Source organism: Pseudomonas sp. CGJS7 (genome assembly GCF_036961695.1).
Genome location: NZ_JBAMDI010000070.1, coordinates 43,679 through 57,026 on the forward strand (window position 1 = coordinate 43,679; position 13,348 = coordinate 57,026).

Consider the following 13,348-nt stretch of genomic DNA (forward strand, 5'->3'; position numbering starts at 1 on the left):
GGTGCCGCTGCATGAAAATCAGGGCCTGAGCATCACGGTCTGCTCTTGTCCAGGTAACGGAAGAATTCGTTCTTCGGGTCCAGGACCATCACGTCGCTCTTGCTCGAGAAACTCTCGCGGTATGCCTGCAGGCTACGGTGGAACGCATAGAAATCAGCGTCCTGGCTGTAAGCCTTGGCATAGATAGCGGCCGCTTGGGCATCACCATCACCACGGGTCTCTTCTGCTTCGCGATAAGCCTCGGCCAGCAGCACACGGCGCTGACGGTCGGCATCGGCACGGATACCTTCAGCCAGCTCGTTACCCTTGGCACGGTGCTCGCGGGCTTCACGCTCACGCTCGGTGCTCATGCGGTCGAACACGCTGCGGTTGACTTCCTTCGGCAGGTCGATGGCCTTGACGCGCACGTCGACCACCTCGATGCCCAGTTCCTTGCTCGCCATGCGGTTCAGCGATGCAGTGATGTCAGCCATCAGTGCATCACGCTCACCGGAAACCACTTCGTGCAGGGTACGCTTACCGAACTGGTCGCGCAGGCCACTTTCCAGACGACGCGACAGACGCTCGTCGGCGATCTGCTTCATGCCGGACGTGGCGGTGTAGAAGCGTTCAGCGTCCTTGACGCGCCACTTGGCGTAGGCGTCGACCATCACCGCTTTCTTTTCCAGGGTCAGGAACCGCTGGGTAGGAGCGTCGAGTGTCATCAGCCTAGCGTCGAACCTGCGCACCTGGTTCACGTACGGAATCTTCACGTGCAGGCCTGGCTGAACATCCGCCTGGACCACCTTACCGAAACGCAGCAGTACCGCCCGCTCGGTCTGGGACACGATGTAGAAGCTGTTCCAGGCCACAATGGCCAGGACCACGGCGGCGATCAGGGCGATCAGCGATCTATTGCTCATCAGCGGCTCTCCCTAGTACGCAGCGGCTGCTGTTGCTGTTGCATGTCCTGCGCGGCACGAGCGGCCGCATCGTTAGCCGATGGCGACGCGCTGGTGGTTGGCATGGACGGCTTGCGGCTGCCTTCGACCATCTTGTCCAGTGGCAGGTAGAGCAGGTTGCTCTGCCCGTCCTTGGTTGCCACCATGACCTTGCTCGAGTTGCTGTAGACCTCTTGCATGGTCTCCAGATACAGACGCTCACGGGTTACGTCAGGTGCCTTGCGGTACTCGGCAAGCAGCTTGGTGAAGCGGTCTGCCTCACCCTTGGCCCGGGCGATGACTTCGTCGCGGTAACCATTGGCGTCCTCGATGATGCGCTGGGCCTGACCACGGGCTTCCGGCACCACGCCATTGGCATAGGACTCGGCCTGGTTGCGGGCACGCTGCTCGTCTTCGCGGGCGCGGATCACGTCGTCGAAGGCTTCCTGCACTTCACGCGGGGCTGCCGCGCTCTGTACGTTGACCTGGGTAACGGTGATACCGGTACGGTAGGTGTCGAGGAAGCGCTGCAGGCGTTCGCGGATATCCACGGCCATCTGCTCACGACCCTCGGTCAACACCTGGTCCATCGAAGTGGAACCCACCACGTGACGCAGAGCACTCTCGGTCGCGTGCTGCAAGCTCACCTCAGGCTGGTCGACGTTGAGCACGAAGTCCTGCAGGTTGCTGATCTTGTACTGGACGGTCAGAGGCACCTCGACGATGTTCTCGTCTTCGGTCAGCATCTGGCCCTGCTTGGTGTAGGCACGCTCACGCGTGACGTTTTCCATGTACTTGCGATCAAGCGGCGGGAAGTAGATGTTCAGGCCGGGACCGACCGTCTCATAGTACTTGCCGAGGCGCAGCACAACCGCCTGCTCCTGCTCGTCGACCACATACACGGCGCTGTACAGCCAGATTGCAGCCAGCACCGCCAGGCCGATGCCCAGCAGGCCCAGGCCACCGCCCTTGCCGACATTGCGATCACCGCCGCCACGTTTCTTGCTGCCGCCGAACATGCCATTCAGGCTGTCCTGCAGTTTGCGGAAGGCCTCGTCCAGATCCGGTGGACCTTTCTTGTCACCACCGCCGCCACCGCCACCACGGCGGCCGCCCCAGGGATCCTGATTGTTCGAGTTGCCACCCGGCTCGTTCCAAGCCATAGCGCTCTCCATCTGATAAAGCAAAGACGCGCCCACGGCGCGCCGTCCAATGCTACAGAATGCCTGTCACTGCTGCCCGGCGACCTCGACGAGCATTTATTGCAAAGTGTGTTGCTCGACAAACACTTGCGGCTCCATGCCTTCGCGGCTGACCAGGCGATTCAGTTCGACCATGGGCAGTCGCACGCTCAGCAGGCTGCGCCCTTCTTCATCATGCTCTTCACTCTGCACGGCACCCAAGGCAAAGAATTGCGCGCGCAAGCGGGCAAAACGCTGCTCCAGGCACAGGGTACCGACAAACAGATCATCCCCCAGCAACTCGGCAACCGCCTGGCCAACCAGCTCCAGGCCACGCCCATCGCGTGCCGATACCCAGACCCGTTCCGGCTTGCCATCGGCATTGCGCTGGATCTGTGGCTCGACATCTTCGAGCAAGTCGAGTTTGTTGTACACCTCCAGGATCGGCAACCCCTCGGCACCGATCTCGCCCAACACCGCCAGCACCTGCTCGATCTGCTCCATGCGCTCTGGCTCATGGGCGTCGATCACATGCAGCAACAGGTCGGAGTTGCTCGACTCTTCGAGCGTAGCCCGAAATGCCTCGACCAGCTTGTGCGGCAGGTGGCGAATGAAGCCTACGGTGTCGGCCAGCACGATCGGCCCCAGGTCGTTGAGCTCGAGCCGGCGCAGGGTCGGGTCGAGGGTGGCGAACAGCTGGTCCGCGGCATACACCTCGGATTCGGTCAGGGCGTTGAACAGCGTGGACTTGCCGGCGTTGGTATAACCCACCAGCGACACCGAGGGGATATCCGCGCGCTTGCGCCCGCGACGCGCCTGCTCACGCTGGCTGCGCACTTTCTCCAGGCGTGACTTGATCTGGCGTATACGCACCCGCAACAGGCGGCGGTCGGTTTCCAGCTGGGTTTCACCCGGGCCGCGCAGGCCGATACCACCTTTTTGTCGCTCAAGGTGAGTCCAGCCGCGCACCAGCCGCGTGCTCATGTGCTCCAGCTGGGCCAGTTCGACCTGCAGCTTGCCTTCATGGGTACGCGCCCGTTGGGCGAAGATATCGAGGATCAGCCCGGTACGGTCGAGCACACGACACTCGAACACACGTTCAAGGTTGCGCTCCTGACTAGGCGTGAGGGTGTGATTGAAAATCACCAGGTCTACCTGTTCGGCATGGACCAGGTCGTGCAGCTCTTCGACCTTGCCACTGCCAATCAGGTATTTGGCGGAAGGCTGATGCCTTGTCACCGTGACCAGCGAGACGATGTCGGCACCGGCCGACAATGCCAACTCCTGAAACTCCTGCGGGTCTTCGCGCGCCTCAGGGTTCTGACCTTCCAAGTGAACGAGCAACGCCCGCTCACCACCACCGTGGCGCTCAAAGAACAATGCAGGCTCCTATCAGGCGTTGCCTGGCTCGCTGTCGCCGTGCTCGCTGTCGGTCGGGCTTGGCAGGCGGACCGGACGGGCCGGAACTACGGTCGAGATGGCGTGCTTGTAGACCATCTGGCTGACGGTGTTCTTCAGCAACACCACGAACTGGTCGAACGATTCGATCGAGCCCTGCAGTTTGATACCGTTGACCAGGTAAATGGATACCGGGACCTTTTCTTTTCTCAAGGTGTTCAAGTAAGGGTCTTGTAGCGAATGCCCTTTTGACATATGCCGCACTCCTGTAAGGATAAATAATAGAAAATCAATAAAATCGATAAATTAGGCCGCCCCTTCGCAAGAATAGACGGCAATCAGCAGGGACTCAGCTCAATATGGAGATGGCCCCAAGGTATTTCAAGGTGCGGGACAGATTGTCGCAGGCCAGGCTGTCAAGCCAGTGCACTTCAGGCCAGCCACGCAACCAGGTGAACTGCCGCTTGGCCAGCTGCCGGGTAGCGATGATACCGCGTTCACGCATCTCATTCTCAGTCAGCTTGCCATCCAGGTAATCCCAGACTTGCCGATACCCCACTGCCCGTATAGACGGCAGCCCGGCGTGCAAGTCACTTCTGGCTCGCAGCGATCGGACCTCGTCAACGAAGCCCTGTTCCAGCATCTTCGAAAATCGTAACGCAATTCGCTGATGCAAAATGTGACGATCTGTAGGAGCGATCGCCAAACTGGCGACAGTATAGGGCAAATGTCCGCCGGCGCCTGCGTCTGCGCCGCGACTTTCCGCGAATTGACGCCGACGATGAGCTGTCATGCTCTCGCCGCTCACCCGGTACACCTCCAATGCCCGGATCAGCCGCTGCGGGTCATTGGGGTGGATACGTGCCGCGGACTCCGGGTCGACTTCGGCCAACTGGCGGTGCAGCTCGGCCAGGCCCAGGGCTTCAGCCTGCGCTTCCAGCTCGGCGCGCACCGTCGCATCGGCGGCCGGCATGTCGGCCAGGCCATCGATCAACGCCTTGTAATAGAGCATGGTGCCGCCGACCAGCAGCGGGATCTTGCCGCGCGCGGTGATCTCGGCCATGGCCTCCAGCGCGTCGGCACGGAACTGCGCGGCGGAATAGCTCTGGGCCGGGTCGAGAATGTCGATCAGCCGGTGCGGGTGGGCAGCGAGGACTTCTTTCGACGGCTTGGCCGAACCGATATCCATGCCCCGGTAGACAAGTGCCGAATCGACGCTGATCAGTTCACACGGCAGCACTGTGGTCAGTTCGATGGCAAGGTCGGTCTTGCCGGCCGCCGTCGGACCCATCAGGAATATTGCAGGGGGCTTGCCGCTCATTTCATCGACCGCGCAGGAAAAGTTTGTCCAGATCGTCCAGACCCATCTGGGTCCAGGTAGGACGACCATGGTTGCACTGGCCGCTGCGCTCGGTGTTTTCCATGTCGCGCAGCAGGGCGTTCATCTCGGGAATTGCCAGTCGCCGGTTGGCGCGCACGGCACCGTGGCAAGCCATGGTGCCGAGCAGCTCGTTGAGGTGCGCCTGAATGCGATCACTGGTGCCGTACTCCATAAGGTCGGCAAGCACGTCCTGCACCAGGCGGTTGGCTTCAGCCTGCTTGAGCAAGGCCGGGATCTGGCGAATCGCCAAGGTCTCGGGGCCCAGGCGCTGCAATTCGAAGCCCAGGCGCTGAAACCACTGTGCATGCTCTTCGGCACAGTCGGCTTCACGCTGGCTGAGGGCCAGGGTCTCCGGCACCAGCAGCGGCTGGCCGCTCAGGCCCTCGCTGGCCATGGCCACCTTGAGGCGCTCGTACATTATCCGCTCGTGGGCGGCGTGCATGTCCACCAGCACCAGGCCAACAGCATTCTCGGCCAGGATGTAGATACCCTTGAGCTGCGCCAGGGCATAGCCTAGCGGGGGAATGTCGCCCTGGCTTTCGGGCAGTGCCGTCGCTGGCGCTGCACCTGTTTCCAGTGGCTTATAGAACTCGCGATACACCGCCTGTGCCTCTGCGGCCGGCAGCGGCTGCGAGGGACGTGGGGTGTATTGATACTGGTAACCGGCGCCACTGCCACCATTGGAAAACGACTGTTGCGGGGCTCGAGGCTGTTCAAGCACCGGCGAGGCCAGGCGCATTTCACCCTGGGGCCCGAACTCACCGGCCTGCTGGCCCGTGGGGCGAACCAGCTCAGGTACGGCAGCAGGTGCGGCCAGCTGGTCTTCCGGACGTACATCGGCCAAGGCACGGTGCAAGGTGCCATACAGGAAGTCATGCACCGAGCGCCCTTCACGGAACCGTACTTCATGCTTGGTAGGGTGCACGTTCACATCGACGCCGTTGGGCTCCAGTTCCAGGAACAGCACGAACGTGGGGTGGCGGCCGTTGAACAGCACGTCCCGATAGGCCTGACGCACGGCATGGGCGACCAGTTTGTCGCGCACTGCCCGGCCATTGACGAAGAAGTACTGCAGGTCTGCCTGGCTGCGCGAGAACGTCGGCAGGCCGACCCAGCCCCAAAGGCGCAGGCCGTTGCGCTCGACGTCGATCGGCAGTGCCTGCTCCATGAAGCCCGGCCCGCAGATGGCACCCACCCGCCGTGCACGGGCGATTTCGTCGTGGGCCTCGTGCAGGCTGAGGATGCTCTTGCCATTGTGGCGCAGGTGGAAGCCGACATCGAAACGGGCCAGCGCCAGCCGCCGGATCACTTCCTGCAAGTGATCGAATTCGGTTTTCTCGGCTTTGAGGAACTTGCGCCTGGCCGGGGTATTGAAGAACAAATCGCGCACTTCCACCGAGGTACCGACCGGGTGCGCCGCCGGCTGCACCCGCGGCGTCATGTCGCGGCCTTCGGTTTCTACTTGCCAGGCCTCACTGGCACTGGCGGTACGCGAGGTCAGGGTCAGGCGCGCCACCGAACTGATCGAGGCCAAGGCCTCGCCACGGAAGCCCAGGCTCAATACCCCTTCAAGGTCTTCCAGCTCGCGGATCTTGCTGGTGGCGTGTCGGGCCAGGGCCAGCGGCAGGTCGTCGGCAGAAATGCCGCTGCCATCATCCCGCACCTTCAGCAGTTTGACGCCGCCCTGCTCGACTTCGATATCGATGCGCCGGGCACCGGAGTCCAGGCTGTTTTCCAGCAGTTCCTTGGCCACAGACGCCGGCCGCTCGACAACCTCGCCGGCGGCAATCTGGTTGGCCAGCCGCGGGCTGAGCAGCTGAATTCGCGAACCGCCACTCATCATTGCGCGGCCAAGGTTGTGGCGGGTACATCGAGGCGCTGGCCAACCTTCAGCTCATCGGTCTTCAGGCTGTTGATGCTGCGCAGACTGGCCACACTGACCTGGTAACGCACGGCGAGCATCGCCAGGGTTTCGCCAGGGCGTACGGTGTGTTCACGCGGGCCGGCGGCGATCTTGCCGGTGTCACGCAGCCAGGCGATATAGGTGCCAGGTGGCGGGTTCTGCTGGAAGTACTGGTGCACCCCGGTGCGGATCGAACGGGCCAGCGCCTGCTGGTGGCTCGACGAGGCCAGCTTGGCTGCTTCGTTGTTGTTCGAGATGAACCCGGTTTCAACGAGGATCGACGGAATATCCGGCGACTTCAGCACCATGAACCCGGCTTGCTCCACGCGCTGCTTGTGCAACGAAGTCACCCGCCCCATGTTGCCCAACACCTTTTGCCCCACGTTGAGGCTGGAGCTGAGCGTAGCGGTCATCGACAGATCAAGCAGCACGCCAGCGAGCATGCGGTCCTTGTCGTCGAGGCTGACATTACCCGCACCACCGATCAGGTCAGAACGGTTTTCCGTGTCGGCCAGCCAGCGCGCTGTCTCGGAGGTGGCGCCGCGATCGGACAGGGCGAACACCGAGGCGCCAAAGGCTGCGCGCGACGGGGCCGCGTCGGCGTGAATCGAAATGAACAGGTCGGCGCCTTTCTTGCGGGCGATTTCCGTACGCTTGCGCAGCGGGATGAAGTAGTCACCGGTGCGGGTCAGCTCTGCACGGAAACCTTTTTCGCTGTTGATCTGACGCTGCAGTTCCTTGGCGATCTGCAACACGATGTCTTTTTCGTGCTGGCCACGCGAGCCGGAAGCGCCAGGGTCTTCGCCGCCGTGCCCGGCATCGATGGCAACCACGATGTCACGCTTGCCACTGGGTACCGGTGGTAGCTTGATCGCCGGCTGGGCCGGCGTCACTGGTACCGCCGGCGTGGTCGCAGGCGTTTGTACCGGGGCCGGAGCAGGTGGCGGCGCGCTGGCCGCGATAGCGTCAGCTTCCTGGTCATACAGGTCGACCACCAAGCGGTTGCCGTACTGTGCGTTGGGCGCCAGGGTGAAGCTTTTCGGGGTAACCGACTTTTTCAGGTCGACCACAACCCGAAGGTCGGTTGGCGTACGCTGAGCCGAACGTACACTGCTTATCGGCGTGTTGGAGGTGGCCACATTCAGTGGCGCGGCCAGTGTTGCGCCATTGATGTCGATGACCAGGCGATCGGGTGCGCTCAGGGTGAAGACACTATGCTGCACGGGGCCAGACAGGTCGAAGACCAGCCGCGTGTTGTCCGGTGCGCGCCACAGGCGCATGCTCTTGACTTGAGTGACGGCCAGAGCCTCAACGGTCACCGTTGTCAGCAGCAGCCCAACGATGGCGACCAGTGCGCGTATGCGCATACCTACCCCACTTACTGTTTATAGTGTTCGGCCAGTGCCACGCACCAGGCCTCGCCGCGAGCCCCCTGCGGCGAAAGGTTCAGCGAGCGTCCACTCGCTTGGGGGCTTATGGTAATGGTCAGGTCAGGCTTTGGCAAAACGCCCGCACCCTTTTGTGGCCATTCGAACAGGCACAGCGGGTCGCCCTCGAAATAGTCACGAATGCCCATGAACTCAAGCTCCTCCGGGTCGACCAGGCGATACAGGTCGAAGTGAAAGGCTCGGACCTCGCCGATTTCATAGGGTTCGACCACGGTGAACGTCGGGCTTTTCACAGCACCAGTATGGCCCAGACCACGGATCAGGCCACGCGACAGGGTAGTTTTACCCGCGCCCAGGTCGCCCTCGAGGAAAATCACGCCGCGACCGCCGGTCACCTCAGCCAGTGCTGCACCGAATTTGACCGTGGCCTCTTCATCGGCCAGAAACAGATTTAAGCCAGACACGCAGAATGCTCCTCCAACAACTCACGAATGGCCGGCGCCAGATCACTGGCCGCCAGGCCTCTACCTTTTTTCCCAAGACGCTCGCCGGCACAGGCGTGCAGCCACGCCCCCAGACAGCCCGCGCCCCAGGCATCCAGGCCTTGGGCCAACAGGGCTGCCAGCACGCCAGTCAGCACATCGCCCAGGCCGGCGCCGGCCATCGCCGGGTGCCCGCGCTCGCACAACGCCAGCTGCCCGCTCGGGGCTGCCACCAGTGTGCCAGCACCCTTGAGCACACAGACGCTGTTATAACGGCGCGCCAGCTTGCGCGCAGCACCAGGGCGGTCGGCCTGCACCGCCTCGGTGGCAATCCCCAGCAGCCGCGCCGCCTCCCCCGGGTGTGGAGTAAGGATGCTGCCACTGGGCAGGGCCAGCGGGGTGCGCGCCAGCAAATTCAGGGCATCGGCATCCCACACTTGCGGCCGCTCGGCGTTGGCCACCGCCGACAGCAGGCTGCGGCCCCACGCCGCCTGTCCCAGGCCGGGCCCGACTACCAGCACCGAGGCGCGCTCCAGCACGCCCATCAGCTGGTTGGCCGAACAGACACCCAGGCACATGACTTCGGGCAGGCGCGCCAGGCTGGCCGACACGTGCTCGGGCCGGGTTGCCACGCTGACCAGCCCGGCGCCGCACCGCAGGGCGGCTTCGGCGCTGAGCAACACAGCACCTCCGGTACCTAGGTCGCCCCCGACCACCAGTACATGGCCAAAGTCGCCTTTGTGGGCATGCGCCTGCCGTGCCGGCAGGCGGGCAACCGTCACGCTGCTGAGCAATTGTGGGGCATTACTGGGGTGTTTGGTCTGCGGCATGGGGTCAAAGGCTCCAATGTCTGGCAGAATTATACGCACCTGAGCCCGTATTGCCTTGCCCATCCATGTCCGCCTCTACACCTGACCTCGCCCAACTGGCCCAATCGATCAAGATTTGGGGCCAGGAACTCGGTTTTGCCCATGTTGGCATCGCCGGGGTCGACCTTGGCGAACACGAACACCACCTGCAGCGTTGGCTCGACGCCGGTTATCAGGGTGAAATGGAATACCTGGGCGCCCACGGCAGCAAAAGGTCACATCCCGACCAACTGATCCCCGGCACGGTACGCGTGGTCTCGCTACGTATGGACTACCTGCCCGGCGACACGCAGATGGCGCAGCGCCTGGCCCAGTCCGAGAAGGCCTACGTGTCACGCTACGCGCTTGGCCGGGATTACCACAAGCTGGTGCGCAAGCGCGTGCAGTTCCTCGCCGACCGCATCCAGGAAGCCATCGGCCCGTTCGGCTACCGCGCCTTCGTGGACAGCGCCCCGGTACTGGAAAAAGCCTTGGCCGAACAGGCCGGGCTGGGTTGGATCGGCAAGAATACGCTGCTGCTCAACCGCAAGGCGGGCAGCTACTTCTTCCTTGCCGAACTGTTCGTCGACCTGCCGTTGCCGGTGGACGAAGCCACCACCAGCGAGCACTGCGGGCGTTGCCAGGCCTGCCTGGACATCTGCCCGACACAAGCGTTTGTCGGGCCCTATGTGCTGGATGCGCGACGCTGCATCTCGTACCTGACCATCGAGCTGAAGGGCGCGATCCCTGTCGAGTTACGCGCAAAGATGGGCAACCGGGTATTCGGTTGCGACGACTGCCAGATCGTCTGCCCCTGGAACCGCTTTGCCAAGCACAGCCAGGAGCAGGACTTCCAGCCACGGCACGGGCTGGAAAATACCGACCTGGCGGCGATGTTCCTATGGGATGAACGCACCTTCCTGCGCAAGACCGAGGGCGGGCCTTTGCGGCGGGCGGGGTACGAGCGGTTCTTGCGCAACCTGGCGGTGGGGTTGGGCAATGCGCCCTCCACGATTCCGGTGATCGAGGCGCTGAAGGCCCGGCGTGACGATGAATCGGAATTGGTGCGCGAGCATGTGGAGTGGGCGCTGGCCCGACACGGAGCTCAATAGCGACCAGCCTCAGAGCATGCGCCATCCTTGTGGGAGCGGGCGCGCCCGCGAAGCAGGCAACACAGGGAATGGCACCGGCTTCGCCGGTGTTCGCGGGCACGCCCGCTCCCACAAGGGCCCTGTTGCGCTTGTAAATTGCGTCACTGCTGGTCGTTGTAGTGGAACTTAGGCATTTCCCAGTGGAAGCGTATCGCCAACAGGCGCAACAGGAAGCCGCCAAACAGAGTCAGCAACATCGCCTGCTCCGCCGGCACCTTGAAATACACGCATCCCAGATAGAACCAGGCCGCCGCAAATGACACGCTGGCATACAGCTCACGGCGAAACACCAGCGGGATGTCGTTGCAGAAGATATCCCGCAGGATCCCGCCGAACACCCCGGTGATCACCCCGCTGATCGACGCCACCAGCATGCCCTGCCCCATCTCCAGCGCCGTCATGCAACCTATCAGGGTAAACGCCACCAGCCCCAGGGCATCGAGCACCAGGAACAGCGAGCGAAGGCGGCGCATCATTGGCGCGATGAAAATGGTCAGCAGCGCCGCAAAACTGGTCAGCACCAGGTACTCAGGGTGCTTCACCCAGGTCAGCGGATAATGCCCGAGCAGCACATCACGCACCGAGCCGCCCCCAAGCGCAGTGACGCAGGCGATCAGCACCACGCCAAACCAGTCCATGCCGCGACGCCCGGCAGACAGCGCGCCAGTCATGGCTTCGGCGGTAATGGCGATAAGGTAGAGCATCAACAACATGGTGCGGGTCCGTGCAGGAAAGGCGCGCAGTCTAACCAGTTGCCCAGGGCACCAAAAGGGGGCGCAGATACAATATCTGCGCCAATTCGACTCACAGCTTGATGAAGTGCTCGCGATAGTGACGCAGTTCGGCGATCGATTCGCGGATATCGTCCAGCGCCAGGTGGGTATTGCCCTTCTTGAAGCTGTCACGCACGTCCGGCGCCCAGCGCGCGGCCAGTTCCTTGAGGGTGGAGACATCCAGGTTGCGGTAGTGGAAGTAGTTTTCCAGGTTGCGCATGTGGCGGTAGAGGAAACGACGATCCTGGCAGATGCTGTTGCCGCAGATCGGCGACTTGCCTTTAGGCACCCACTGCTCGAGGAAGGCGATGGTCTGTGCCTCGGCTTCGGCCATGCTGACCTTGCTCTCGCGTACGCGCTGGGTCAGCCCCGAAGCACCATGGGTGCGGGTGTTCCACTCGTCCATGCGCGCCAGCACTTCGTCACTGTGGTGGATGGCGATCACCGGCCCTTCGGCCAAGGTATTGAGCTCGCTGTCGGTGACGATGGTGGCCATTTCGATGATGACGTCGCTGTCCGGATCCAGGCCGGTCATTTCCAGGTCGATCCAGATCAGGTTCTGTGGGTTTTGCATGCAGGGGCTCCTCATATAGGCGGTCATATTAGCCTAGTGGCCAAGGCACGCCCATTCACGGCACAAAGGTGAGCAGAATAGTCCAGCGGCGGGCGTGCTAAACTGCCTGCCGTTTTCAATGCCCCACGCCGGGCCTCTCTTACGGTACCTTCATGGCCAAACGCCAGCTCAATCGCCGCCAAAACTGGCGGATCGAAAAAATCCAGGGCGAGCGCGCCGCTCGCGCGGCCAAACGCGAGCAGCATGCACTGCAGGAACTGGAAGGTGGCGACCTGGGGCCGGAACAACTGGGCCTGGTGATCGCGCACTTCGGCGTGCAGGTAGAAGTTGAAGCTCAGGATGGCGAAACCGCAGGCCAGGTGTTCCGCTGCCATTTGCGCGCCAACCTGCCAGCACTGGTCACCGGCGACCGTGTCGTGTGGCGTGCGGGTAACCAGGGCATCGGCGTGATCGTGGCGCAGATGCCGCGCAGCACCGAGCTGTGCCGGCCGAACAACCATGGTCAACTCAAGCCGGTGGCAGCCAACGTCGACCTGATCGTGATCGTGTTCGCCCCGGCGCCGGAGCCGCACCCGAACCTGATCGACCGCTATCTGGTAGCGGCCGAGCACGCCGGCCTGCGCCCGCTGCTGCTGTTGAACAAGGCCGACCTGATCAACGACGAGAACGGCCCCGGCCTGCATGCGCTGCTGGAGATCTACCGCGAACTGGGCTACCCGCTGCTGGAAGTATCGGCTCACCAGGGCGACGGCATGCAGCGCCTGCAGCAGCAACTCGACGGCCATATCAGCGTGTTCGTCGGCCAGTCGGGGGTGGGCAAGTCGTCGCTGGTCAACAGCCTGCTGCCAGACGCCGGCACCCGCGTCGGCGACTTGTCGGAATGGTCAGGCCAGGGTACCCACACCACCACCACGGCGCGGCTGTACCACTTCCCGAACGGCGGCGACCTGATCGACTCGCCGGGTATCCGCGAGTTCGGCCTTGGCCATGTCAGCCGCGACGACGTGGAGGATGGCTTCATCGAGTTCCGCGACCTGTTCGGCACCTGCCGCTTCCGCGACTGCAAGCATGACCGCGAACCGGGCTGCGCGCTGCTCAAGGCACTGGAAGAGGGGCGCATCAAGCCGCAGCGCATGAACAGCTACCGCTCGATCATCGCCAGCCTGGCAGAAGACAGCTACTGAAACGCTCGAATTGAAAGTTGCCGCGATCCCTTGTAGGAGCGGGTTTACCCGCGAATACGGTGGCGACTGCAACGGTGAACGGCAGGTGGAAATTGGCCAGCAGGTCCGGCCCTTTCGCGGGTGAACCCGCTCCTACGACGGCCTGCGCCCAATCACCGATGCGTA

Annotated in this window: 14 protein-coding genes; 2 read left to right on the forward strand and 12 right to left on the reverse strand. The window is 63.0% G+C overall.

The features are described 5' to 3' along the window. Positions 1-32: 32 nt before the first annotated feature. From hflC to V7787_RS32215, 9 genes are all read right to left on the reverse strand, one after another. Positions 33-902: a protease modulator HflC gene (gene hflC / locus V7787_RS32175; RefSeq protein ID WP_003249538.1), complete on the reverse strand. Its 870-nt coding sequence runs from the start codon at positions 900-902 to the stop codon at positions 33-35. Continuing rightward, on the reverse strand, positions 902-2,083 hold the full coding sequence (gene hflK / locus V7787_RS32180; protein WP_014592593.1) for an FtsH protease activity modulator HflK: 1,182 nt from the start codon (positions 2,081-2,083) through the stop codon (positions 902-904). Before hflK ends, hflC begins: the two co-directional genes overlap by 1 nt. 96 nt (positions 2,084-2,179) lie before the next feature. Further along, a complete protein-coding gene (gene hflX / locus V7787_RS32185) occupies positions 2,180-3,481 on the reverse strand; it encodes a ribosome rescue GTPase HflX (protein WP_012274456.1) in 1,302 nt (433 codons plus the stop codon). A gap of 12 nt (positions 3,482-3,493) precedes the next feature. Then, complete coding sequence (gene hfq, locus V7787_RS32190) at positions 3,494-3,754, reverse strand: RNA chaperone Hfq (protein ID WP_003249532.1); 261 nt, start codon at positions 3,752-3,754, stop codon at positions 3,494-3,496. A gap of 94 nt (positions 3,755-3,848) precedes the next feature. After that, positions 3,849-4,820, reverse strand: a complete 972-nt coding sequence (gene miaA, locus V7787_RS32195; protein WP_064492372.1) for a tRNA (adenosine(37)-N6)-dimethylallyltransferase MiaA — start codon at positions 4,818-4,820, stop codon at positions 3,849-3,851. A gap of 1 nt (position 4,821) precedes the next feature. Next, on the reverse strand, positions 4,822-6,720 hold the full coding sequence (gene mutL, locus V7787_RS32200) for a DNA mismatch repair endonuclease MutL (RefSeq protein WP_010955484.1): 1,899 nt from the start codon (positions 6,718-6,720) through the stop codon (positions 4,822-4,824). Continuing rightward, a complete protein-coding gene (locus V7787_RS32205; protein WP_010955485.1) occupies positions 6,720-8,150 on the reverse strand; it encodes an N-acetylmuramoyl-L-alanine amidase in 1,431 nt (476 codons plus the stop codon). Before V7787_RS32205 ends, mutL begins: the two co-directional genes overlap by 1 nt. A gap of 11 nt (positions 8,151-8,161) precedes the next feature. Further along, complete coding sequence (tsaE, locus tag V7787_RS32210) at positions 8,162-8,635, reverse strand: tRNA (adenosine(37)-N6)-threonylcarbamoyltransferase complex ATPase subunit type 1 TsaE (RefSeq protein ID WP_003249523.1); 474 nt, start codon at positions 8,633-8,635, stop codon at positions 8,162-8,164. Then, on the reverse strand, positions 8,623-9,483 hold the full coding sequence (locus tag V7787_RS32215; RefSeq protein WP_336091417.1) for an NAD(P)H-hydrate dehydratase: 861 nt from the start codon (positions 9,481-9,483) through the stop codon (positions 8,623-8,625). Before V7787_RS32215 ends, tsaE begins: the two co-directional genes overlap by 13 nt. Before the next feature lie 65 nt (positions 9,484-9,548). Here V7787_RS32215 and queG point away from each other — a divergent pair, with 65 nt between their 5' ends. After that, entirely contained in the window at positions 9,549-10,613 is a 1,065-nt protein-coding gene (gene queG, locus V7787_RS32220) for a tRNA epoxyqueuosine(34) reductase QueG (RefSeq protein WP_336091419.1), read from the forward strand. Positions 10,614-10,753: 140 nt separating this feature from the next. On the opposite strand, the gene V7787_RS32225 is transcribed toward queG, so the two are convergent. Then, a complete protein-coding gene (locus V7787_RS32225) occupies positions 10,754-11,365 on the reverse strand; it encodes a trimeric intracellular cation channel family protein (RefSeq protein WP_020193322.1) in 612 nt (203 codons plus the stop codon). A gap of 91 nt (positions 11,366-11,456) precedes the next feature. Continuing rightward, on the reverse strand, positions 11,457-11,999 hold the full coding sequence (gene orn / locus V7787_RS32230; protein ID WP_003249514.1) for an oligoribonuclease: 543 nt from the start codon (positions 11,997-11,999) through the stop codon (positions 11,457-11,459). Positions 12,000-12,151: 152 nt separating this feature from the next. On the opposite strand from orn, the gene rsgA reads away from it, so the two are divergent. Then, positions 12,152-13,183, forward strand: a complete 1,032-nt coding sequence (rsgA, locus tag V7787_RS32235) for a small ribosomal subunit biogenesis GTPase RsgA (protein WP_064492375.1) — start codon at positions 12,152-12,154, stop codon at positions 13,181-13,183. Here the strand turns inward: rsgA and V7787_RS32240 are convergent. Beyond that, positions 13,152-13,343 (reverse strand): hypothetical protein, encoded by a 192-nt coding sequence (locus V7787_RS32240; protein WP_336091420.1) that lies wholly within the window; start codon positions 13,341-13,343, stop codon positions 13,152-13,154. The two genes, rsgA and V7787_RS32240, sit on opposite strands and share 32 nt — an antisense overlap. Positions 13,344-13,348 lie beyond the last annotated feature (5 nt).